The following is a 21,980-nucleotide window of genomic DNA, read 5'->3' as shown; positions in this document are numbered from 1 at the left end:
ACCGCCCCCGTCGGACGCCAACACACTGGCGCCCCGCAAGGAGTCTGGCCTCAGCGGCTGCCGAACCGCTCTCACATCGCTATCACCGGCCGAGAACCACCTGTCACCGTCGGGCTACCCTGCTGAGAAGTTGCACCTGTAGTGCGGGGAGAGTAGATGCGGTTCGGGATCCTGGGGCCCCTGCGGGTCGGCGGTGGCGAGGCCACCGTCACCGCGGGCCGCGACCGGACCGTGCTCGCCATGCTGCTGCTGCGCTCCGGTCGGATCGTGCCGGTGGAAGAGCTGGTCGACGCGGTCTGGGAGGAGCGGCCGCCAGCCACCGCCCGCGCCCAGTTGCAGACCTGCGTGTCCCGCCTGCGCCGCCGCTTCGTCCAGCTCGACGTGCCGCCGGAGACCATCGTCACCGACCCGGTGGGCTACGCGGTCCGGATCGGGCCGGACGAGTTGGACGCCGACGTCTTCGCCCGCGGCGTCGACGTCGCGCGGGCGGCGCTCGCCGCCGGTCAGCTCGCCGAGGCCCGCCGGCACTTCCGCGGGGCGTTGGCCCTCTGGCGTGGCCCGGCGGTCAGCGGGATTCCGAGCCGGAGCGTGCGGCGCCGGGCGCAGGCCCTCGACGAACACCGGCTCGCCGCGCTGGAGGAGTGCGTCGACATCGAGCTGCGTCTCGGGCACGCGGCCGAGCTGCTCGACGAGCTGGCCGAGAGCGTCGACCGGCATCCGCTGCGTGAACGGCTGCGCGCCCAGTTGATGCTCGCCCTCGCCGCCGTCGGCCGGCAGGCCGAGGCCCTCGCCGTCTACCGCGACGGCCGGCGGCTCTACGCCGACGAGCTGGGCATCGAGCCCGGCGCCGCGCTGCAGGAACTGCACCAGCGGGTACTCGCCGGTGACCTCGCCCTGTCCGCACCGGACCGGCTGCCGGCCGCCCCGGTCCGCTGCCTGCCCCGGGCGATCAGCGACTTCACCGGTCGGCAGGAGACGCTGGCCCGGTTGTTGAAGGAGATCGACGAGGACCACACGTCGGTCCAGCTCATCGACGGCATGGCGGGCAGCGGCAAGACCACCCTGGCGATCCACCTCGCCACCGCGCTCGTGGAGCGCTACCCCGACGCGCACCTGTTCATCGACCTGCACGGGCACAGCGAGCGTGAGCCGGTGTCACCGGCGGCGGCGCTCGCCGCGCTGCTGCGCCAGCTCGGCGTGCCCGGTGAGCGGATTCCCGTCGGCGAGGACGAGCGGGCCGCACTGTGGCGCAGCGAACTCGCCAACCGGCGAGCCGTGGTGGTGCTCGACAACGCGGCGAGTGCCGGTCAGGTGGCGCCGCTGCTGCCCAGCGGTCGAGGCACCCTGACGCTGATCACCAGCCGACGGCGGCTGACCGGGCTGGACGAGGGGCGGCCGTCGTCGCTCGCGGTGCTCGACCCGGACGAGGGGCTCGAGCTGCTGGCGAAGGTGGTCGGCGTCGAACGGGTGGCCGCCGAGCCGGAGGCCGCCGCCGAGGTGGTCCGCCGGTGTGGGTACCTGCCGCTGGCGATCCGGCTCGCCGGTGCCCGGCTGGCGCACCGCCCCCGCTGGCGCATCGCCGACCTCGCCGCGCGCCTCGCCGGCGGGCGGGACGCCCTCACCGAGCTGGTGGCCGGCGAGCGCTCCGTCGGCCGGGCCTTCGCCCTGTCGTACGCGCAGGTGACCCGGGCGGCGCAGCGGATGTTCCGGCTGCTCGGGCTGCACCCCGGGCCGCGGTTCGACAACCTGGCGGCAGCCGCGCTGGCCGACGTGTCGCTCGCCGACGCGCAGGATCTGCTCGACGAACTGGTCGACGCGCATCTGGCGGAGGAGACCGAGCCGGGGCGGTTCCGCTTCCACGACCTCGTCCGCGACCACGCCCAGCAGTTGATCGCCGATCCGGCGGCCGCCGCCGAGCGGTCGGCCGCGGTGGAGCGGATGCTCAACGTCCACTTGCACCTGGTCGCGGCGGCAGCGCGTCAGCTCAACCGGTCGGCGACGACCGCGCCGTTCCCGGTACCCCCGCCGCTCCGGTCGGACCTGATCGAAGCGGGCGCCGCGCCGGGCATCGAGTGGCTGGACGAGCACCGCTTCAGCATCGCCGCGATGGTCCGGCTCGCCGAGCAGGAGGGCCGGGCGGCCTACTGCTGGCAGCTCGCGTACGCCGGGTGGAGCTACTGGTACTCGCACGGCCACCTGGATGAGCTGATCGAGATCCACTCGACCGGGCTGCGGGCCGCGGAGCGGCTGGGCGACGAGGCCGCGATCGCGACGATGCACAACTACCTCGCGTCGGGCTATCACCGCCAGGCCCGCTACGGCGACGCGGTGGTGTCCATGGAGATCGCCCTCCGGCTGCGGGAGCGGCTGGGCGACCGGGTGGGTGTGGCCGGAGCCCACAAGAACCTGGCGGCACTCCGGTCCCTCGTCGGCAACGCCACGGTCGCCTTGCGACACCTGGACGAGGCGTTGGCCATCCTTCGCCGGGAGGGGCACGAGGCGGGTGTCGTCGCGGTCTTCACCAACCAGGCATCCATCCTCCTTACCGCCGGCCGGCCGGCGGAGGCGCTCGCCGTGGCCCACCGGCAACTGCTGCTGTCCCGCACCCACGGCACGCTCTACGACACGGTGAACGCGATGGGGCATGTGGCGATCGCCCGGACCCGGTTGGGGCACGGCGAGCCCGCCGTCCGCCGGTTGAGGGTCGCGCTCGCGATGAAGCGTCGGCTCGGCAACTGGTACGGCGTCGGCGAACTGCTCAACGAGATCGGCGCCCTGGAGCGGGCGGGCGGCCACCCGGAGGTGGCGATGGACCGGCACCGGGAGGCGTTGGTCGCGATGATCGAGGCGGGCGACCGGGGTGGGCAGTGCGCCTCGCGGAACCTGCTGGCGCGGGCGTTGCTCGCGGCGGGGGACCCCGGTAGCGCGCTGGACCTGCATCGACGGGTGCTGGCGGACGCCACCCGGCTGGATGTCCGGCACGAGCAGGCGCGGGCGCTGGACGGGATCGCCCGCTGCCTGCGGGAGTCGGACCCGGTCGCCGCGCGGGCTCACTGGACCCGCGCGCTGGCGCTGTTCCGGCAGGTCGAGGCGCCGGATCGGGACGAGGTCGAGCGACTCCTCGCCGAGTTGGACTGACCCGGGCGTGCGCGCGATCACCTGCACGTCGGCGAACGGCGCGGCAGGATGGTACGCGTGACGACTCCAGAGGCGACCGGCTACCGGATCGAACGCGACTCGATGGGTGAGGTGGAGGTGCCGGCCGACGCGCTGTGGCGGGCGCAGACACAGCGCGCGGTGCAGAACTTCCCGATCTCCGGTCGGGGGATCGAGCCGGCCCAGATCCGGGCGCTGGCCCAGATCAAGGGCGCGGCGGCCGAGGTCAACGGTGAGCTGGGCGTGATCGACGCGAACGTGGCGGCGTCGATCGTCGCCGCCGCCGCGCACGTGGCCGACGGCGGCTACGACGACCAGTTCCCGATCGACGTGTTCCAGACCGGCTCGGGCACCTCGTCCAACATGAACACCAACGAGGTGATCGCCACCCTGGCCGGCCGGGAGCTGGGCCGCGACGTGCACCCGAACGACGACGTGAACGCCTCACAGTCCAGCAACGACGTCTTCCCGTCCTCGATCCACCTGGCCGCCACCCAGGCCGTCGCGCACGATCTGCTGCCGGCGCTGACCCACCTGGCCGAGGCGTTGGAGAGCAAGTCGGCCGAGTTCGAGACCGTGGTGAAGGCCGGGCGTACCCACCTCATGGACGCCACCCCGGTGACCCTCGGCCAGGAGTTCGGTGGCTACGCCGCGCAGGTCCGCTACGGGATCGAGCGGTTGGAGGGGGCGTTGCCCCGGCTGGCCGAGTTGCCGTTGGGCGGCACCGCGGTGGGCACCGGCATCAACACCCCGCTCGGCTTCGCCGCCGCGGTCATCGAGAAGCTGCGCGAGTCGACCGGGTTGCCGCTGACCGAGGCGCGCAACCACTTCGAGGCGCAGGGCGCGCGGGACGCGCTGGTGGAGACCTCCGGGCAGCTGCGCACCATCGCCGTCGGGCTCTACAAGATCGCGAATGACATCCGCTGGATGGGTTCCGGCCCCCGGGCCGGTCTGCGGGAGCTGCGCATCCCCGACCTCCAGCCCGGCTCGTCGATCATGCCGGGCAAGGTCAACCCGGTGGTCGCCGAGGCGATGCGGCAGGTCTGCGCGCAGGTCATCGGCAACGACGCCACGGTCGCCTTCGCCGGCTCCCAGGGTGACTTCGAGCTCAACGTCATGCTGCCGGTGATGGGCCGCAACCTGCTGGAGTCGATCCGGCTGCTCTCCGCGTCCAGCCGGCTCTTCGCCGACCGGCTGGTGGTCGGCCTGGTCGCGGACGCCGAGGTCTGTCTGGCGTACGCCGAGGGCTCGCCGTCGATCGTCACCCCGCTCAACCGTTACGTGGGGTACGACGAGGCCGCCTCGATCGCCAAGGAGGCGCTGGCCAAGCAGACCTCGATCCGCGAGGTGGTGATCGCGCGGGGGCACGTGGCCAGCGGCAAGCTCTCCGAGACCCAGCTCGACGAGGCGCTCGACCTGCTCCGGATGACCCACCCCTGACCCGGCCGTGCGGCCCTCCGCTTGAGCTGAGCCGTCCGCATCGCCCGGCGGCCCGCGAGAAACCCAGTGATCAAGAGGTTTGCGTCGTCGCGGAGATCGAACTTGACGCGAATCTCTTGATCAACGCGGCGCTGGATCCACAGACTGACGCCAACTGTGTTGAGGTGGCGACTGGCGTGCGGGGGTGGTCCGGTGCGGGACCGGCCGGCTCACTGTCGACCGGCAGCCTTGCGCGCCCGGTACGCGTTGACGGCGGCCCGGTTGCCGCAGCCCGCCTCGCAGAACCGGCGGGACCGGTTCCGGGAGAGGTCCACCAGCACGTTGTCGCAGTCGGGGTGATCGCAGATCCGCAGCCGGCTCAGCTCGCCGCTGCGGACCAGGTCGGCGACGGCCATCGCCGCCTCGACCGCCATCCGGGTGGCCAGCGGCGCGTCCCGAGGCACGGCATGGAAGTGGTAGGGCTCGTCGTCGTGCGTGATCAGCTGGGGCAGCGCGTCGTTCTCCCTGAGCAGGCCGTTGACGATGGCGACGATCTCGTCGGTGTCGGCCTCCCAGATCCGGCGCAGTCGGGGGCGCAGCTCGCGTACCGAATCCAGCTCGGCCCGGGTGTGCTCGTGGCGTCCGCTGTAGGCGTGCGTCAGATAGAACTCGTCCAGCGCGGCGACGTCGGGCAGCCCCTCCCCGTCGCTGCCGCCGGTGTTGACCAGCGCGGTGGCGGCGGTCAACGAACATTCGGTGTCATGGGCGAAAAGCAACTTGACTCCTGTCGGGGTGGCCGCCTAGCGTCATTGGTATACCCATAGTTTGCCCATGACCGCCCCGCCGTGCCAAGGAGCGCCCGATGCATCAACCACCCGCCGCCGGGCTCGGCCTCGGTCTCGCGCTGCTCTCCGCGGTCACCTTCGCCACCTCCGGCACCTTCGCCCGCTCGCTGATCGAGTCCGGCTGGTCGGCGCCGTCGGCCGTGATCGCCCGGGTCGGTATCGCGGCCGTGGTGGTGGCGGTGCCGGCGGCGCTCTCGCTGCGCGGCAAGTGGCACGTGCTGCGGCGCAACCTCAGCGTCGTCGGGGTCTTCGGCCTGCTCGGCGTGGCGCTCGCCCAGGTCTGCTTCTTCAACGCGGTGCGCTACCTGCCGGTCGGCGTCGCCCTGCTGCTGGAATACCTCGGCATCATCCTGGTGGTGGCCTGGACGTGGCTGGTCCACGGGCAGCGTCCCCGCCGGCTGACCGTGGCCGGGTCGGTGGCCGCCCTGGCCGGGCTGGTCTTCGTCCTCGACCTCACCGGCGCCGGCCGGCTCGATCCGGTGGGTGTGCTCTGGGGGCTGGGCGCCGCCGTCGGGCTGGCCGGTTACTTCGTGCTCGCCGGCCGGGTCGACGCCGAGCTTCCGTCGGTGGTTCTGGCCAGCGGCGGAATGGCCGTCGGTGCCGCCGCCCTGCTCGCGCTCGGCCTGGTCGGGGTGCTGCCCCTGCACGCGAGCTTCGGCACCGTCGAGTTCGCCGGTCAGCAGACCAGCTGGCTGGTGCCGATCGCCGGCCTCTCCCTGGTCGCGGCCGTGGTCGCGTACCTGACCGGGATCGCCGGGGCGCGAATCCTCGGTCCTCGACTGTCGTCGTTCGTCGGGCTCACCGAGGTCATGTTCGCGGTCCTGATCGCCTGGCTGGTCCTCGGCGAACTGCCCACCGTGGTGCAGCTCTTCGGCGGTGCGCTGATCATCGCCGGGGTCGCGCTGGTCCGCCTCGCCGAACTGCGCGAAGGCCGGATGGCGGCGGACGCCGACCGGGAACCGGTGCTCGCCGGCGAGCGGTGAGATCCTTCTCGGCGTGTTGACCACCGTTGTCTTCGACGCCGACGAGACCCTGCTCGACCTGCGGCCGGCGGTGACCGGCGGGCTGATGGCCGTACTCGAGGAGATGCGGCGGCTGGCCCCGGCGGCGGCCGGGGTGTCGCTCGCGGACGTGGAGTCGGACTGGGGTGCGGTCTTCGGCGAGCTGAGCGCCGCGCCGGTCATGGAGATCCGCCGGGCAGCGCTGGCCCGCTCGCTGGCCCGGGCCGGGCTCGAAGCGCACCTGGACGACATCGCCGCGCTCTTCTTCGCCCGGCGGTTCGCGCTCACCCGGCCGTTTCCGGACGTGCTGCCCGCGCTGGCGGCACTGCGCCGACGCTGGACGTTGGGCTTCGCCACCAACGGCAACAGCCGCGCCGAACGCTGCGGGCTCGCCGGCGAGTTCAGCTTCGAGTTGTACGCGCACGAGAACGGGCTGCCCAAGAAGCCGGCGCCGGAGTTCTACGCCGCGGTGGTCGCCGCGGCCGGCGGTCCGGCATCGCAGGTGGTCTACGTCGGCGACTCGATCGAGCATGACGTGCGGGGGCCGCAGCGCGCCGGCCTGCGCGCCGTCTGGCTCAACCGCCTCGGCCTGCCGCGCCCGCCGGGCCTCGTCCCGGACGGCGAGGTGTCGACCGTGGCCGAGCTGTCGCAGCTGCTGGCCGCTCTGGACGATCGCGAGACTGCCGGCGGATGACGGCGGTCCCCCGCTGGACCTCCGCGCCCGACGGGCGTGCGGCCGGCACCCCGTGTCTGGGACTGCCGTGTGGCGGAATTCCCGCCGGTGCGGTGTGATGGCTGGCACGTTTCCGCAACGGAAGGACTCGATGTGGTGAGCAGACGCTTCACCGCCGGTGCCGTCGCCACGACGGCGGTGCTGGCCCTCACGGTCACCGGGCTGGGGGTGCCCGCGGGCGCCGCCCCGACCAGCTCCCGGACGTTCACCGTGGTCGCCGAGGACGGCGTCGGCGCGGACGCGGCCATCGCCGCGATCCGGGCGGCCGGCGGCACGGTCACCGCCCGGACCGACGAGGTCGGCCTCTACCAGGTGCGCAGTGACCGGGCCGACTTCGCCGCCAAGGCGACCGCCGCCCCGGCGTTGATCGGCGCCACCGAGCAGAAGGCCATCGGCCGCAAGCCGAAGCTCGACCTGGTCGAGCAGGAGCACCTGCTGGCCGCCGCCAAGACCAAGGGCGCCGCCGACCGGCGCGGCAAGAAGCTCGACCCGCTGGACGACAAGCTCTGGGGCCTGGAGATGATGCGGACCGACCGGGCCCGCACGGTGGAGCCCGGCGACCGACGGGTCACCGTTGGCGTCCTGGACACCGGCGTCGACGCCAGCAACCCGGACATCGCCCCGAACTTCAACTGGTCGCTGTCGCGCAACTTCGCCCCGGACCTGGCGGACGTCGACGGCCCGTGCGAGGTGCCCAGCTGCCTCGACGCGGTCGGCACCGACGACGGCGGGCACGGCACCCACGTGGCCGGCACCATCGGCGCCGCGGCCAACGGCTTCGGCCTCTCCGGGGTGGCGCCGAACGTCTCCCTGGTGGAACTCAAGGGTGGCCAGGACTCCGGGTACTTCTTCCTGGACCCGGTGGTCAACGCGCTGCTCTACGCCGGCAAGGCCGGGCTCGACGTGGTGAACATGTCGTTCTACGTGGACCCCTGGCTCTACAACTGCACCGCCAACCCGGCCGACTCGCCGGCGGACCAGGCCGAGCAGCGGGCCATCATCAAGGCGATGAAGCGGGCGCTGACCTACGCCCACAACCGGGGCGTGACCCTCGTCGGCGCGCTCGGCAACAACAACGAGGACCTCGGCAACCCGCGGGTGGACGAGACGAGCCCCGACTACGGCGCCGACCCGTACCCGCGGCCGATCGACAACGAGAGCTGCTGGGACCTGCCCGCCGAGGGCCCGCATGTGATCGGCGTGTCGTCGGTCGGCCCGTCCGGCAAGAAGGCCGACTACTCGAACTACGGCACCGAGCAGATCTCGATCGCCGCGCCGGGTGGCTGGTTCCGGGACGGCTTCGGCACGGACACGTTCCGCACCCCGGCCAACATGATCCTCTCGACGTACCCGAAGAAGGTGCTCCAGGAGGAGCCCATCTCGGCCGACATCCCGGACCCCCGGGTGGACGCGGACGGCAACATCGACCCGCGGATCGCCAACGAGGTCTTCAAGCAGTGCAAGCCGAACGGTGAGTGCGGCTACTACACCTACCTGCAGGGCACCTCGATGGCGTCGCCGCACGCCGCCGGCGTCGCCGCGCTCATCGTCAGCCGGTACGGCAAGGCCGAGCGCCGCGGCGGCTTCGGCATGTCGCCCGACCTGGTCGAGCAGCACCTCTACCGGACGGCGGCCGAGCACGCCTGCCCCGAGCCGCGTTTGCAGCAGTACCGCAATGAGGGCCGGGACGAGACCTTCGACGCCTACTGCGCCGGTGGACTCAACTTCAACGGCTTCTACGGCTACGGGATCGTCGACGCGTACGCCGCGGTGACCACCCCGCTCAAGCCGAACGCCCGGCCGTAACGCACATCCCGACGGGGCCCGGTCGACCACTCGACCGGGCCCCGCCTGCGCGATCGACCCGGGTTCAAGGACGTCGGGTTGACCAGGCGTCATCGACAGCCCGAGATCCTTGAAGTCGAGCGGCGCCCGCAGAGACGTGAGACGGTGGAGTCCGGTCACGGTCGCCAGCCTCGGGCGGAGAGAGCGGCGCGGACCTCGCGCAGCACGCCGGGGAAATCCTGGTGCATCCGACGGCTGGTCACGTGCAGCACGAGCCAACCGGCGGCAACCAACTGGTTCAGCCGCCTCCGGTCGGTGTGCAGCCGCTCGGGGTCGGCGTGCCACTGGCCGTCGTACTCGACCGCGACCCGATACTCGGGCCAGGCCAGGTCGGGATGCAGGACGAGGCCGGCCGGCAGTCGCACCGGGTGCTGCACGACCGGGCGGGGCAGCCCGGCCAGCACCAGCCTGACCCGAAGATGCGACTCGGGCGGGGACTGCGCGCCCGGGTCGGCCAGCGCGAAGACCCATCTGGCCCGCCGACCGCCGGGCCGATCGGCATTGGCATCAGCGACAGCGGCGAGCACGTTCGGGCTGGTCAGGCCCTGGCCGAGCAAAGCGTCGACGATGCCGACGGCTCGGACCGGTTCCAGCCAGACTGCGGTCTCCCAGGCCGCCTGGCCCGGGTCGGTGCGTGGCAGCGCAGTGATCTGTCGGAAAACCGGTGCCGTGGCTTTGCCGGGGTGCATCGTCGTGATCACCGAGGTCGGCGTCCGTGGCCTGCCGGGTCGCCGGGCGTCCGTATCGGGCCGGATCAGCGGGCCACCGTGGCCCTTCAATGGAGTGAGGGCGGTGAGTTGGACCGCGTCGTTCTCACGACGTAAAGCCAATGGGCCCGGATCGGCCGGAGTCGAGGTGGGATCGCCGGTGTGAATCCGCAGGCGCCGCTGAGCACCGAGTCGCATCGGTCGCGGCACCAGTACGTGCACCTCGTCGGTGAAAGTCGCGGCGTGGCGGACGCCGTGCAGGTAGGCGGCTGAGGGTCCGGCGATCAGCACACCGGTCGGCACGCGCAGTGCAGCGGCCCGGCAGGCCAGGGCGTGGTCGCGGTCGAGCCGGGCATCGGCGTAGACGTCGTGCCGCAGACGTATCCAGGCGCTACTACGCAACTGGTGCTCCGTGAGCAGACCGCGTCGGACGGCGTCGGAGCCGCGAAAGACCTGCCAGGCCAGGTCGGCTGGCCGGTGGGGTTGGGGTGGCATGCCAACCAGCGTGGTCGCCCGGCGGTCGGCCCGGACACCCCTGTGGACAGCGCTGGCGGGTCGGCGGTGGGCCGCCTGTGGACGGCGCCGACCCGGGCGGGCCCGCGTGGTATGGGTGATCGACTCGAGATCTGGGAAGTCGGGGTCTGCGCGAGACCAGACACCGCGACATCCATGAAGGCGAGTCGATCAAGCGTGGGGCCGCGATCTACCGCCGGGCCGGGCAGGGGGCGGGTCAGGAGAGGGCGGTGGTGATGGCGGTGGCAGCGGCGCGTACCTGGGCGCCGACCACCTCGGCGTCCAGCGGGGCGAGCGCGACCACACCGACGCTCGCCTCCAGGCCCGGCACCCCGAGCACCGGTGCGGCCACCCCGTACGCCCCGGCCTGAAGCTCGCCGCTGCTGCTCACCGGCGCGGCGGATCCGGCCCGGCCGGCCAGGATCGCCCGGCCCGCGGCCCCCCGGTCCAGCGGGTGCCGGGCCCCGGTCCGGTACGCCACGTGGAACGAGGTCCAACTGGGCTCCACCACGGCCAGAGCGACCCCCTCGCCGCCCTCGACCACGGTGAGGTGCGCGGTGGCGCCGGCCTGCTCGGCCAGGCGGCGCAGCGCGGGCAGCGCTCCCTCGGCGAGCAGCGGCTGGGCCCGGCGGGCCAGGTGCAGCACGCCGGCGCCGAGGCGCAGCCGGCCGGCCTCGTCGCGGCGGAGCATGCCGTGCCCGGTCAGCGGGCCGGCGAGTCGGTAGACGGCGGCCCGGCCGATGCCCAGCCGGTTGGCGGCCTCGGTGACGGTCAGCCCGCCCGGCGCGTCGGCGACCAGGTGCAGCAGGCGTAGCCCGCGCTCCAGGGTCTGCGCCGTCTCACCCGCCGACCCACCGCCGGTGCCTGCCGACCCGCCGCTGGGCGGCCCGCCGAGGCCGGTGGGCGCGTCGGGCGGGGCGCCGCCGGGCCGTGCCGCCGTGTCCATGACAGGGAGCGTACGACGCGGCACCGGCCGCCCCCGAAATGTACGGACGGCTACCCTTGTACGGTGACGCTACGCCTGTATGACACCGCCACCCGATCGGTGCGGGACTTCGTCCCGCGGGAAGCCGGCAAGGTGGGGGTCTACCTGTGTGGTCTCACCCTGCAGGCGCCGCCGCACATCGGTCACCTTCGCTCCGGCGTCAACTACGACATCCTGCGTCGCTGGCTGATTTTCGCCGGCTACCAGGTCACCTTCATCCGCAACCTGACCGACATCGACGACAAGATCCTTGTCAAGGCGATCGAGCGGGGTCAGGCGTTCTGGTCGATCGCGTACACCAACGAGCAGATCCTGGGCGCGGCCTACCGGGCGCTCAACGTGCTGCCGCCGACCTACGAGCCGCGGGCCACCGGGCACATCCCGGAGATGCACGAGTTGATCGCCAAGCTGATCGCCGACGGGCACGCCTACCCGGCCGTCGACGGCTCCGGCGACGTCTACTTCGACGTGGCCTCGTGGCCGGCCTACGGGTCGCTCTCCAACCAGTCGCCGGACGACATGCAGTCCGCCGGCGACGCCCCCGACCGGGGCAAGCGCGACCCCCGCGACTTCGCGCTCTGGAAGGGCGCCAAGCCCGAGGAGCCGCAGGACGCGTACTGGCCGTCGCCGTGGGGCCGGGGCCGCCCCGGCTGGCACATCGAGTGCTCGGCGATGTGCTGGCGCTACCTGGGCGCCGAGTTCGACATCCACGGCGGCGGGCTCGACCTGACCTTCCCGCACCACGAGAACGAGATCGCCCAGTCCCAGGCCGCCGGCCTGCCGTTCGCCCGCTACTGGGTGCACCACGGCCTGCTCAGCATCGGCGGGGCCAAGATGGGCAAGTCGCTCGGCAACACCCTCGACCTGGCGTACGTCGACTCGCTCGGGGTGCGCCCGGTGGAGCTGCGCTACTACTACGCCGCCGCGCACTACCGCTCCCGGATCGACTACTCGGAGGAAGCGCTCCGCGAGGCGGCGACCGCCTACCGGCGGGTCGAGGGGTTCGTGCAGCGGGCCGTGGAGCGGGTCGGTGCCGGGCAGTTCGGCGAGCTGCCGGCCGGGTTCGTCGCCGCGATGGACGACGACCTGAACACCTCCGCCGCGCTGGCCGTGCTGCACGAGGTGGTCCGGGACGGCAACACGGCGCTGACCGGCGGCGACGATGTGACGGTCCGCACCACGCTGGCCGCCGTCCGCACGATGCTGGATATCCTCGGGGTCGACCCCCTCGACCCGGTGTGGACCGGTGGCGGGCGGGTGGACGACCTGCGCGGAGTGGTGGACTCGCTCATCGCTCTGGCCCTGGAGCAGCGCGCGCAGGCCCGCACCCGCAAGGACTGGACCGCCGCGGACGCGGTACGTGACCAGCTCAAGCAGGCCGGCGTGGTGGTCGAGGACACCCCCCAGGGCCCCCGTTGGACTATTGGAGAGCAGGACTGATGGCCGGCAACTCGCAGCGCCGTGGCCGGCGACTGACGCCGAAGGCGGGCGCCCCGAAGGGCTCGGGCGGCAAGAACCGGGATTCCCTCGCCGGGCGGGGCAAGACCCTGCCGGCCGACGAGCGACCCTGGCACAAGGCTTACTCGGGCACCGAGAAGCTGCCCCAGCGCACCGCCTGGAAGCAGGAGAAGGAGCGTCGGGCGGCGGCCGAGGAGGGGCGCGCCCCCAAGATCGGCCAGCCCGGCTCGAAGGACACCACCTGGGGTAAGGGTGGCGGCCGGGGCGTGCCCGCCGGCGGCGGTCGCGGCACGGCCGGTCGCGGTGGCAAGCCGACCGGTGGCCGTACCGGCCCGCGGGTGGCCCCGGGGCGCAAGTCCAACCCGTCCCGGGACAGCCCGGAGCTGCTGGTCGGTCGGAACCCGGTGGTGGAGTCGCTGCGGGCCGGCGTGCCGGCGACCGCGCTCTACACCGCGCAGGGCATGGAGAGCGACGACCGGATCAACGAGATCGTGCGGACCGCCGCCGACCGGGGCATCGCCATCCTCGAGGTGAGCCGGGCCGAGCTGGACCGGATGACCGGCGGGGTGCTGCACCAGGGCGTGGGCCTGCAGGTGCCGCCGTTCGCCTACCAGCCGTTCGAGGACATGGTCGCGGCCGCGGTGGAGCAGACCGCCCCGCTGCTGGTCGCGCTGGACGGGGTCACCGACCCGCGCAACCTCGGTGCGGTCATCCGTTCCGCCGCCGCGTTCGGCGCGCAGGGTGTCTTCGTACCCGAGCGGCGGGCTGCGGGGATCACCGCGACCGCCTGGCGGACCAGCGCCGGCGCGGCCGCGCGGGTTCCGGTCGCCCAGGTGACCAACCTGACCCGGTCGCTGAAGGCCTGCCGGGACGCGGGCTTCATGATCATCGGCCTGGACGCCGACGGCGAGACCGACCTCTACGACCTGGAGGCCGCGGTCGGGCCGCTGGTCGTGGTGGTCGGCTCCGAGGGGCGCGGGCTGTCCCGGCTGGTCGGCGAGACCTGCGACCTGACCGTGAGCATCCCGATGATCTCCGAGGTGGAGTCGCTGAACGCCAGCGTGGCCGCTGCGGTCACGCTCGCCGAGGTGGCCCGCCGCCGCGCAGCGGCACTGTAACGACGCCGACGAGGCCCCTTCCCAACCGGACGTGGTGGGGAAGGGGCCTCGTCGCATGACTGCAGCCCCTCGGGGGCGACGAAAAGGGCGGCCCGCCGAAGCGGACCGCCCTTTCGTTGTTGCGTACGTCAGATCCGCTTGCCGGTGGTGGCGTGGAAGACGTGGCTGCGGCCGGTACGCGGCTTGACGAACACGGTGTCGCCCATGTTCGGCATGCTGCGCCGGTCGGTGCGGACGACGAACCGCTCGGAGCTGCCGCCCAGCGCCGCGTGGCCGTAGATGTTGGCGTCCGAGCCGAGGTCCTCGACCAGCTCGACCACGACCGGCATGCCGCCCTCGGTCGGGCTGACCAGGTCGCAGTCCTCCGGCCGGAAGCCGACGGTGACCTTGCCGTCGCCGCCCTCGGCCTTGGCCGCCTCGACCTGCTCGCGGGTCAGCGGAATGTGCATCTCGGCGAACTCGGCGCCCTGCTCGCCCAGCGGCACGGTCTTGATGTTCATGGCGGGGGAGCCCATGAAGCCGGCGACGAAGACGTTGGCCGGGGTGTCGTAGAGCGCCCGCGGGGTGTCCACCTGCTGGAGCTCACCGTCGAGCAGCACCGCGACCCGGTGACCCATGGTCATGGCCTCGACCTGGTCGTGGGTCACGTAGACGGTGGTGACGCCCAGCTTGGCCTGCAGCGACGCGATCTGCGTACGGGTCTGCACCCGGAGCTTGGCGTCGAGGTTCGACAGCGGCTCGTCCATGAGGAAGACCTGCGGCTCGCGGACGATCGCCCGGCCCATCGCCACCCGCTGGCGCTGACCACCGGAGAGCGCCTTCGGCTTGCGGCCCAGGTATTCCTCCAGCTGGAGCAGCCCGGCCGCCTCCTTGACCCGCCGGTCGATCTCCGACTTCGAGGTCTTACGGAGCTTGAGCGCGAACGCCATGTTCTCGTAGACCGTCATGTGCGGGTAGAGGGCGTAGTTCTGGAAGACCATCGCGATGTCGCGGGCCTTCGGGGGGAGGTGGGTGACGTCGCGCTGGTCGATGTAGATCGAGCCGGCGTCGACATCCTCCAGGCCCGCGAGCATCCGCAGGCTGGTGGACTTGCCGCAACCGGAGGGGCCGACCAGGACGAGGAACTCGCCGTCGCCGATCTCGAGGTCCAGCTCGTTGACGGCGGGACGCTCGGTGCCCGGGTAGATCCGGGACGCCTTGGAATAGGTGACCGTAGCCATGGTGGAGCGCTTCCTTTCACCGGCAGGAACGTGCCGGACGATCCGAGTGAAGGAGCGACCGACGCGTGCCCGCGCCGGCCAACGGGCGGCGGGTGCGGTCGCGTGGCGGCCGGACATGTCGTCCGTGTCACTGCACGGTAAACGGCTTTTCCGCCGCTGCCAAGACGAGACGATCTCGATGCGAGCGACGGCATACGCATTCCGGGCATCCGGGCACGGGCAGACACCAATCGCCGTCCGTCATCGTGAGCGGGCGATGCCGGGACGGTCGGGATGTTGACGTTTCCCGTGCTGGGGATGCCTGGCGAGCGGGATATCCGGACGTCAGTCGCTATGCTGGCGACGACGCACGCGCCCCTGTAGCTCAGCTGGCCAGAGCACTCGCCTTGTAAGCGAGATGTCGCCGGTTCGATCCCGGCCGGGGGCTCCAATTGCACCAGGCAGCGAGCCGTCGCGAGCAACGCCCACCGCGACCGATTCACGGCAGTCGCCCGCCGGCCGCCTGACGTGCCGCGCCGCCGTCAAGGCGTTGCGGTGCCGCACTCCGCTGGCGCTTCGCCGTCGCCACCCAAACGCCCGCTGCCGGCCCGCGGGCGGAAAGCCCACGGGGGTCGGGATGTCCGATCCGCGCGGCATTATCCCCTGCTACGGGAGGGTCCGGGGGACGAATGGCTGTGGTGCCGTCGGGTACCCGGCGACTGACGCGCGAGAGGAGGACGACCAGTGCGATTCAATGAACAGCAGGTGCGTTCGCTGTACGGCCAGGACGTCCAGGATCGATCGGGTGCCAAGATCGGTAAGGTGGCCGAGGTCTGGGCCGATACCGCCGGGCAACCGACGTGGGTCAGCGTGAAGACCGGCATCATGGGGCATCACGAGTCAATGGCCCCGCTGAGCGACGCGCGGATGCAGGACGGCCGGCTGATGGTCGCCTACGACAAGGCGACGGTCAAGAGTGCCCCGACCGTGGAGCCGGGCGCCGAGCAGCCGCTCAACGCCGACCAGACCGCGCAGCTGTACGCGCACTACCGGATGCAGCAACAGCAGCAGGCTCCCCAACGGGCGCCGCAGGGCCGCGAGGACCTGATCCGGTCCGAGGAGCGCCTGCGGGTCGGTACCGAGAGCCAGCCGGCGGGCAAGGCTGTGCTGCGTAAGTACGTCGTCACCGAGAACGTGCACACCACGGTCCCGGTCGAGCACGACGAGGCTTACGTGCAGCGGGAGCCGATCACAGCCGCGGACGCGGGCAAGACCCGGGCCGACATCGCCGGCGCCGAGCAGGACATGACCCTGCGCGCCGAGCGTCCGGTCGTGGGCAAGGAACAGGTACCCGTCGAGCGGGTCCGCCTGGCCAAGGACGAGGTGGTCGAGGACCGGCCGATCGACGAGCAGGTCCGCCACGAAGAGGTCGAGGCGAACATCCCGGAGCCCAGCCGCCGCCGGCGTTGACCGGAGCGGGTGTCGGTAGGCGCGGTGCACCGACCACCGGGAACACTGAGGAGCGGGCGGGTCACGAGACCCGCCCGCTCGTCGCACGTCGCGAGCTGCTGCCGCCGTCCGGAGGCCGCGGGCGGAGGCGAATCAGCAGAGGAGCTCGACCGTCGAGGTGGCGGCCCGCGCGGATCAGGACCCGCTCGACCGGGCCCACAGGTTGATGCCGGACTCCGTCGCGTACCGGTCGATCTCGGCCAGCTCGTCGTCGGTGAACGCGGTGTTCTCCAGGGCCGCCACGTTCGCCTCCAACTGGGCGACACTGCTGGCGCCGAGCACCGTCGAGGTCATCCGCGGGTCGCGCAGGGTCCAGGCGATCGCCAGCTGGGCGAGGCTCTGCCCGCGCCGCGCGGCGATCGCGTCGAGGGCCCGGATCTTGTCCAGGTTCTCCTCGGTCAGCCAGTCCGTGGAGAGCGAACTCTGGGCGGTGGCCCGCGAGTTCTCCGGCACGCCCTCCAGGTAGCGGTCGGTCAGCATGCCCTGTGCCAGCGGCGAGAAGCCGATGCAGCCGACGCCCTCGCGCTCCAGAACGTCCAACAGGCCGTCCTCGATCCAGCGGTTCAGCATCGAGTACGACGGTTGGTGGATCAGCAGCGGCGTGCCGAGTTCGCGGAGGATCGCCGCGGCCTCGGCCGTCCGGGCCGGGGAGTAGGAGGAGACGCCGACGTAGAGCGCCTTGCCGGCCCGCACCGCCGCGTCCAGCGCACCCATCGTCTCTTCCAGCGGGGTGTCGGGGTCGAAGCGATGCGAGTAGAAGATGTCGACGTAGTCCAGACCCATCCGCGCGAGCGACTGGTCCAGCGACGCGGTCAGGTACTTCCGGGAGCCCCACTTGCCGTACGGGCCGGGCCACATGTCGTAGCCGGCCTTCGTGGAGATGACCAACTCGTCGCGGTACGGCCGGAAGTCGGTGGCGAGGACGCGACCGAAGTTCTCCTCGGCCGAGCCGTACGGCGGGCCGTAGTTGTTGGCCAGGTCGAAGTGGGTGATCCCCAGGTCGAAGGCGCGGCGCAGGATGGCGCGCTGGGTGTCGAGCGGGCGGTCGTGGCCGAAGTTGTGCCACAGGCCGAGCGACACGGCGGGCAGCTTCAGGCCGCTGCGGCCCGACCGGCGGTACTCCATGTCGCGGTACCGGTCGGGCTCGGCTCGGTAACTGGTGCTCACGGCACTCCTTCACAGGTGATGGTCGGGCGGTCGCGGCGGTCGGGCCGCGACCGCCCGGGGTACGCGGTGGTTCAGCCGAGCCTGGCCAGCTCCTCGGCGGTGAGGGTCAGCTCGGGCGCCTGCGCCGAGTCGCGGATGGTCTCCGGCCGGCTCGCGCCCGGGATCGGCACGACCACCGGCGACTTGGCCAGGTGCCAGGCGAGGCAGACCCGCTGCGGGCTCACCCCGTGCCGCTCGGCGATCTCGGCGAAGGCGGCGGCGTGCCCGCCCAGCTGGTCGGCGCGGGCGATGCCGCCCAGCGGCGACCAGGGCAGGAACGCGATGCCGAGCTGGTCGCAGAGTTCCAGCTCGGGCTCGGAGGAGCGGAAGGCCGGCGAGAACTGGTTCTGCACCGAGACCAGCCGGCCGCCGAGGATCTCCTGCGCCTCGCGGATCTGCTCCGGGTTGGCGTTGGAGATGCCGGCCATCCGGATCTTGCCGGCGTCCAGCAGGTCGCGGACCGCGCCGATGGAGTCGGCGTACGGGACCTCCGGGTCCGGGCGGTGGTGCTGGTAGAGGCCGATGGCGTCGACGCCGAGGCGCTTCAGCGAGGCCTCGCAGGCCCGCTTGAGGTATTCCGGGGAGCTGTTGAGCGTCCAGCTGCCGTCGCCCGGGCGCAGGTGCCCACCCTTGGTGGCGACCAGCACCTGCGTCGTGTCGCCGCCGTAGGTGGCGAGCGCGCGGGCGATCAGCGACTCGTTGTGGCCGACCTCGTCGGCGTGCAGGTGGTACGCGTCAGCGGTGTCGATCAGGGTGATGCCGGCGTCCAGCGCGGCGTGGATGGTACGGATCGAGCGGTCCTCGTCCGGGCGGCCCTCGATCGACATCGGCATCCCGCCGAGCCCGATCGCGCTGACCGACACGTCGCCGATGCGGCGGCTCTGCATGGCAAGACCTCCTCGTCACGGTCCCGCGTTCGCGGACCAGGCCTTCCAGCCTGGTACCGCCACCGGCCCCCGTCCAACAGAAGAAACCGCTCAGAATCAGCACATAGACTGCTGAGTCATGGAGTTGCGGCACCTGGAGTACTTCGTGGCGGTGGCCGAAGAGCGCCACTTCACCCGGGCGGCGGAGCGGATGCGCGTCGCCCAGTCCGGATTATCCGCCTCCATCCGGGCACTGGAGCGTGACCTGAACGCCGAGCTGTTCGTCCGCAGCACCCGGCGGGTGGAGCTGACCGACGCCGGTCGGGCGCTGCTGGTGGAGGCGCATCGCACCTTGGCCAGCGCCACGGCCGCCCGGGACGCGGTCGCCGCCGTACGCGGCCTGCTGCGCGGCAGTCTCACCGTCGGCTCGGAGCAGTGCCTGGGGGTCATCGACCTGCCCCCGCTGCTGGCCTCGTTCCGCCGGGCCCATCCCGGCGTGGAGATCCGGCTGCGCTACGCCGGCTCCGGGCAGGTCACCGAGCAGATCCGGCAGGGCCGGCTGAATGTGGGCTTCGTGGCGCTGCCCGGCCCGCCGCCGGACGGCGTACGCCTGCTGCCGCTGGCGACCGAGAAGATGGTCCTGCTCTGCCACCCCGGCCACCGGCTGGCCGAGCGGGACAGCGTCGACGTGGCGGCGCTCCTCGGCGAGGACTTCGTCGACTTCAGCAACGACTGGGGCGCCCGCCGGGTCAACGACCAGACCTTCGCCCGCGCGGACGCCGAGCGCCGGGTCTCGGTCGAGGTCAACGACGTGCACACCCTGCTCGACTTCGTCCACCAGGGGCTGGGGGTGGCGCTGGTGCCGGCCCCGGTGACCCGCAAGCCGCAGGCCAAGGGGCTGCACGTGGCCGCGCTCGCGGCGGCGGACGGCCCGAGTTGGCAGGTCTCGGTGGCCGTGGCGGCCGCCACGCCACCCGGCCCGGCCGCCGACGAGCTGCTCCGGATGGCCCTGCCGGGTCGTGTCGCGCCGGCCGGGGCCGCGTCGTAGTCGAACCGCGTGGGTAGCCTGGCGGGCGGCGCGCGGAGGAGGTCGCGGATGAGTCGTGCGGTGGAGGAGTCCAACCGGGCGATGCTGCGTGCCCGGGACGCGATGGACCGGGCGTACGCCGACCCGCTGGACATTCCCGCGCTGGCCCGCATCGCGCACGTCTCCGAGGCGCACTTCATCCGGACCTTCCGGGCCACGTTCGGTGAGACGCCGCACCGCTACCTGCAACGCCGCCGGGTCGAGCGGGCGATGTACCTGCTGGCGCAGACCGGCCGGGACGTCACCGACATCTGCTTCGCCGTGGGCTTCGGCAGCCTCGGCACCTTCAGCCGGACCTTCCGGCAGATCGTCGGCGAGTCGCCGACCGACTACCGCAAGCGCAAGCTCCCCGTCGACGTGCCGTCCTGCTTCACCAAGGCCTGGACCAGACCCAGCAGTTTTGGATAAGCAGCAGGTCAGGGCCAGCCTCTAGCGTCATAGCCATGACGATGAACGCGGTCACCCGCTCCCAGATCTACGTCCTCGACCAGGACGAGGCGCTCGACTTCTACGTGGGCAAGCTCGGCCTCGAGGTGAACACCGACACCGACCTCGGCTTCATGCGCTGGCTGACGGTCAACGTTCCCGGCGACCGGAGCCGGGAGATCCTGCTGGAGAAGCCCGGGCCGCCGGCGCTGGACCCGGCCACCGCCGAGCAGGTCCGTGAGCTGCTCACCAAGGGCGCGATGGGCGGTTGGCTGAGCATTACCACCGACGACGCCCGCAAGACCTACGAGACGCTGGTCGCCAAGGGCGTCGAGATCACCGACGAGCCGACGGAGCGGCCGTACGGGATCGACTTCGGGATCCGGGACCCGTTCGGCAACAAGATCCGCATCGGCCAGATGCACCCGCAGGGCTGAGGGGCGGACCGGTGACCGAGGCGATCCCGCTCCACCACACCGGCCCGGCGCAGGCCGTCGGCCGGGACCGGCTCCTGCTGGCCGGGGGTGCGCTGGCGGGCCCGATCTTCATCGGGTCCGCGCTCGTCCAGGCCGTCACCCGGGACGGCTTCGACTTCCGCCGGCACCCGGTGAGCGTGCTGAGCACGGGCGACCTGGGCTGGCTCCAGATCGCCACCTTCCTGGCCACCGGTCTGCTCACCATCGCCGCCGGGTGGGCGCTGCGCCGAGCCGAGCCGGGCGGGTCGGCCTGGCTGCCCCGGTTGCTCGCCCTCTACGGGGCCGGGATGGTGGCGGCCGGGGTGTTCAGCGCCGACCCGGCGGATGGCTTCCCCGTGGGCACGCCGCGCGGGGCCGGGCAGATCAGCTGGCACGGCGGGCTGCACTTCCTCGCCGCGGCGGTCGCCTTCGTGGCGCTGATCGTGGCCACCGTGCTGGTCGCCCGCCGGGCGGCCCGCTCCGGTGACCGGGGCCGGGCCGCGCTGAGCCTGGGCGTCGGCGGCTACTTCGCGGTGGCCTGGGTCGTCATGATCGTCCGGCCCGGGCCGGTGACCATGATCGGTTTCGGGCTCGCCGCGGTCCTCGGCTGGGCCTGGGTGACGGCGGTCCTCGCCGGCGCGGCGCGCGGCCGCACCAGCTAGACCGGCGGGTCGCCGGACCAGCTGGACCGGCCGGGACCGGCGGACTGCGGGACGGACGCGGATCGCCGGGACGGACGCGGATTCGGGAGGCGCGGTTACGATCGCGCCTCCCGATCGTGCGTGAGGTGACGAGATGGCGACCCGACTGCTCTGGCTGGCCCGGCACGGCGAGCAGGACCGCCCGGCGGGAACGTCGCCGGGGATCGATCCGCCGCAGGTGGGGCTCTCCGAACGGGGACGCCGGCAGGCGACGCTGCTCGGGGAACGGCTGCGCCGGGTGCCGTTCGACGCCATCCACCACGGCCCGCTGCGTCGGGCCGCGGAGACCGCCGCGTTGGTCGCCGCGCCGCAGCCCGGCATTCCGGTGTACGCCACCGAGCTGGCCGGCGACCACCTGCCGGAGGAGAGCGATCCGGCCGGCCTGCCGCCGGCGTACGCTCGGCTGCTGGCCGGCTTCGACGCGGCCGAGCGGGCCGAGGGACCCCGGCTGACCGCGGCGGCCGTCCGCCGGTTCGCGACGCCGCCGGAGGAGGGCGACCGGCAGGAACTGGTCATCACGCACACGTTCCTCATCGCCTGGCTGGTCCGGCATGCGCTGGACGCGCCACGGTCGCGTTGGCTGGGCCTGAACCACCACAACGCCGGCCTGACCGTCATCCGCTACCGCGCCGACACGCCGCCCACGTTGATCGCGTTCAACGACGTCGCGCACCTCCCCGCCGAGCTGCGCGGCACCGGCCTTCCCCCGGAGTACCGCAGCTGACCCCGACGCCGCGCAGGGCCGGATTGC

General features: G+C 72.5%; 19 protein-coding genes and 1 tRNA gene. 14 read left to right on the top strand and 6 right to left on the bottom strand.

All coding sequences use genetic code 11. From position 1 onward, the window contains the following. The first annotated feature begins 156 nt into the window (after positions 1-156). Together ACIP9D_RS25915 and ACIP9D_RS25910 are read left to right on the top strand one after the other, a co-directional pair. The gene (locus tag ACIP9D_RS25915) at positions 157-3,138 is read left to right on the top strand and encodes a BTAD domain-containing putative transcriptional regulator (protein ID WP_350873484.1); all 2,982 of its coding nucleotides are present in this window, start codon (positions 157-159) and stop codon (positions 3,136-3,138) included. A gap of 48 nt (positions 3,139-3,186) precedes the next feature. Then, positions 3,187-4,596: a class II fumarate hydratase gene (locus tag ACIP9D_RS25910; protein WP_350873483.1), complete on the top strand. Its 1,410-nt coding sequence runs from the start codon at positions 3,187-3,189 to the stop codon at positions 4,594-4,596. A 209-nt stretch (positions 4,597-4,805) separates the two neighbouring features. On the opposite strand, the gene ACIP9D_RS25905 is transcribed toward ACIP9D_RS25910, so the two are convergent. Further along, complete coding sequence (locus tag ACIP9D_RS25905; protein ID WP_350873482.1) at positions 4,806-5,351, bottom strand: CGNR zinc finger domain-containing protein; 546 nt, start codon at positions 5,349-5,351, stop codon at positions 4,806-4,808. Between the two features lie 86 nt (positions 5,352-5,437). Here ACIP9D_RS25905 and ACIP9D_RS25900 point away from each other — a divergent pair, with 86 nt between their 5' ends. The 3 genes from ACIP9D_RS25900 (at position 5,438) to ACIP9D_RS25890 (ending at position 8,960) form a co-directional block, all read left to right on the top strand. After that, positions 5,438-6,403, top strand: a complete 966-nt coding sequence (locus tag ACIP9D_RS25900; protein ID WP_350873481.1) for an EamA family transporter — start codon at positions 5,438-5,440, stop codon at positions 6,401-6,403. A 13-nt stretch (positions 6,404-6,416) separates the two neighbouring features. Next, on the top strand, positions 6,417-7,115 hold the full coding sequence (locus ACIP9D_RS25895) for an HAD family hydrolase (protein ID WP_350873480.1): 699 nt from the start codon (positions 6,417-6,419) through the stop codon (positions 7,113-7,115). A gap of 135 nt (positions 7,116-7,250) precedes the next feature. Then, on the top strand, positions 7,251-8,960 hold the full coding sequence (locus tag ACIP9D_RS25890) for a S8 family serine peptidase (RefSeq protein ID WP_350873479.1): 1,710 nt from the start codon (positions 7,251-7,253) through the stop codon (positions 8,958-8,960). 155 nt (positions 8,961-9,115) lie between these two features. Here ACIP9D_RS25890 and ACIP9D_RS25885 read toward each other — a convergent pair whose 3' ends face one another. Both ACIP9D_RS25885 and ACIP9D_RS25880 read right to left on the bottom strand, forming a co-directional pair. Continuing rightward, the gene (locus tag ACIP9D_RS25885; RefSeq protein ID WP_350873478.1) at positions 9,116-10,201 is read right to left on the bottom strand and encodes a DUF559 domain-containing protein; all 1,086 of its coding nucleotides are present in this window, start codon (positions 10,199-10,201) and stop codon (positions 9,116-9,118) included. Positions 10,202-10,436: 235 nt separating this feature from the next. After that, on the bottom strand, positions 10,437-11,165 hold the full coding sequence (locus ACIP9D_RS25880; RefSeq protein ID WP_350873477.1) for a helix-turn-helix domain-containing protein: 729 nt from the start codon (positions 11,163-11,165) through the stop codon (positions 10,437-10,439). A gap of 63 nt (positions 11,166-11,228) precedes the next feature. Here ACIP9D_RS25880 and cysS point away from each other — a divergent pair, with 63 nt between their 5' ends. Together cysS and rlmB are read left to right on the top strand one after the other, a co-directional pair. Beyond that, positions 11,229-12,644, top strand: coding sequence for a cysteine--tRNA ligase (gene cysS / locus ACIP9D_RS25875; protein ID WP_350873476.1), 1,416 nt, complete (start codon positions 11,229-11,231; stop codon positions 12,642-12,644). Continuing rightward, entirely contained in the window at positions 12,644-13,780 is a 1,137-nt protein-coding gene (rlmB, locus tag ACIP9D_RS25870) for a 23S rRNA (guanosine(2251)-2'-O)-methyltransferase RlmB (protein ID WP_350873475.1), read from the top strand. Before cysS ends, rlmB begins: the two co-directional genes overlap by 1 nt. Positions 13,781-13,908: 128 nt before the next feature. Here rlmB and ACIP9D_RS25865 read toward each other — a convergent pair whose 3' ends face one another. Next, positions 13,909-15,000 carry a sn-glycerol-3-phosphate ABC transporter ATP-binding protein UgpC gene (locus tag ACIP9D_RS25865; protein ID WP_350873474.1) on the bottom strand — a complete coding sequence of 364 codons (1,092 nt, stop codon included), beginning with the start codon at positions 14,998-15,000 and terminating at the stop codon, positions 13,909-13,911. Positions 15,001-15,353: 353 nt separating this feature from the next. Between ACIP9D_RS25865 and ACIP9D_RS25860 the strand changes: the two genes are divergently transcribed. Continuing rightward, a tRNA-Thr gene (locus ACIP9D_RS25860) sits at positions 15,354-15,430 on the top strand. Between the two features lie 293 nt (positions 15,431-15,723). Beyond that, on the top strand, positions 15,724-16,449 hold the full coding sequence (locus ACIP9D_RS25855; protein WP_350873473.1) for a PRC and DUF2382 domain-containing protein: 726 nt from the start codon (positions 15,724-15,726) through the stop codon (positions 16,447-16,449). A gap of 174 nt (positions 16,450-16,623) precedes the next feature. Here the strand turns inward: ACIP9D_RS25855 and mgrA are convergent, their stop codons facing one another. Both mgrA and ACIP9D_RS25845 read right to left on the bottom strand, forming a co-directional pair. Beyond that, positions 16,624-17,613 carry an L-glyceraldehyde 3-phosphate reductase gene (gene mgrA / locus ACIP9D_RS25850; RefSeq protein WP_400451145.1) on the bottom strand — a complete coding sequence of 330 codons (990 nt, stop codon included), beginning with the start codon at positions 17,611-17,613 and terminating at the stop codon, positions 16,624-16,626. A 113-nt stretch (positions 17,614-17,726) separates the two neighbouring features. Continuing rightward, positions 17,727-18,581, bottom strand: a complete 855-nt coding sequence (locus tag ACIP9D_RS25845; RefSeq protein ID WP_350873471.1) for an aldo/keto reductase — start codon at positions 18,579-18,581, stop codon at positions 17,727-17,729. Between the two features lie 118 nt (positions 18,582-18,699). Here ACIP9D_RS25845 and ACIP9D_RS25840 point away from each other — a divergent pair, with 118 nt between their 5' ends. The 5 genes from ACIP9D_RS25840 to ACIP9D_RS25820 all read left to right on the top strand — a co-directional run bounded on the left by ACIP9D_RS25840 (position 18,700) and on the right by ACIP9D_RS25820 (position 21,953). Continuing rightward, positions 18,700-19,608: a LysR family transcriptional regulator gene (locus ACIP9D_RS25840; protein WP_350873470.1), complete on the top strand. Its 909-nt coding sequence runs from the start codon at positions 18,700-18,702 to the stop codon at positions 19,606-19,608. A 48-nt stretch (positions 19,609-19,656) separates the two neighbouring features. Then, complete coding sequence (locus ACIP9D_RS25835) at positions 19,657-20,055, top strand: AraC family transcriptional regulator (RefSeq protein ID WP_350873469.1); 399 nt, start codon at positions 19,657-19,659, stop codon at positions 20,053-20,055. 35 nt (positions 20,056-20,090) lie between these two features. Further along, positions 20,091-20,510, top strand: a complete 420-nt coding sequence (locus ACIP9D_RS25830) for a VOC family protein (RefSeq protein WP_350873468.1) — start codon at positions 20,091-20,093, stop codon at positions 20,508-20,510. An 11-nt stretch (positions 20,511-20,521) separates the two neighbouring features. Further along, positions 20,522-21,190, top strand: coding sequence for a DUF998 domain-containing protein (locus tag ACIP9D_RS25825; RefSeq protein WP_350873467.1), 669 nt, complete (start codon positions 20,522-20,524; stop codon positions 21,188-21,190). A 133-nt stretch (positions 21,191-21,323) separates the two neighbouring features. Beyond that, positions 21,324-21,953: a histidine phosphatase family protein gene (locus ACIP9D_RS25820; protein WP_350873466.1), complete on the top strand. Its 630-nt coding sequence runs from the start codon at positions 21,324-21,326 to the stop codon at positions 21,951-21,953. The last annotated feature ends 27 nt before the right edge of the window (positions 21,954-21,980 follow it).

Source organism: Micromonospora sp. NPDC093243 (genome assembly GCF_044753725.1).
Lineage (GTDB): Bacteria > Actinomycetota > Actinomycetes > Mycobacteriales > Micromonosporaceae > Micromonospora.
This window is presented reverse-complemented; position numbering and strand designations above follow the sequence as displayed.

Coding starts and splice junctions, on each gene's coding strand:
- ACIP9D_RS25915 (WP_350873484.1), top strand. CDS start 157: ATGCGGTTCGGGATCCTGGGGCCCCTGCGGGTCGGCGGTGGCGAGGCC.
- ACIP9D_RS25910 (WP_350873483.1), top strand. CDS start 3,187: ATGGTACGCGTGACGACTCCAGAGGCGACCGGCTACCGGATCGAACGC.
- ACIP9D_RS25900 (WP_350873481.1), top strand. CDS start 5,438: ATGCATCAACCACCCGCCGCCGGGCTCGGCCTCGGTCTCGCGCTGCTC.
- ACIP9D_RS25885 (WP_350873478.1), bottom strand. CDS start 10,201: ATGCCACCCCAACCCCACCGGCCAGCCGACCTGGCCTGGCAGGTCTTT.
- ACIP9D_RS25880 (WP_350873477.1), bottom strand. CDS start 11,165: ATGGACACGGCGGCACGGCCCGGCGGCGCCCCGCCCGACGCGCCCACC.
- rlmB (WP_350873475.1), top strand. CDS start 12,644: ATGGCCGGCAACTCGCAGCGCCGTGGCCGGCGACTGACGCCGAAGGCG.
- ACIP9D_RS25865 (WP_350873474.1), bottom strand. CDS start 15,000: ATGGCTACGGTCACCTATTCCAAGGCGTCCCGGATCTACCCGGGCACC.
- mgrA (WP_400451145.1), bottom strand. CDS start 17,613: ATGGAGTACCGCCGGTCGGGCCGCAGCGGCCTGAAGCTGCCCGCCGTG.
- ACIP9D_RS25845 (WP_350873471.1), bottom strand. CDS start 18,581: ATGCAGAGCCGCCGCATCGGCGACGTGTCGGTCAGCGCGATCGGGCTC.
- ACIP9D_RS25840 (WP_350873470.1), top strand. CDS start 18,700: ATGGAGTTGCGGCACCTGGAGTACTTCGTGGCGGTGGCCGAAGAGCGC.
- ACIP9D_RS25835 (WP_350873469.1), top strand. CDS start 19,657: ATGAGTCGTGCGGTGGAGGAGTCCAACCGGGCGATGCTGCGTGCCCGG.
- ACIP9D_RS25830 (WP_350873468.1), top strand. CDS start 20,091: ATGACGATGAACGCGGTCACCCGCTCCCAGATCTACGTCCTCGACCAG.
- ACIP9D_RS25820 (WP_350873466.1), top strand. CDS start 21,324: ATGGCGACCCGACTGCTCTGGCTGGCCCGGCACGGCGAGCAGGACCGC.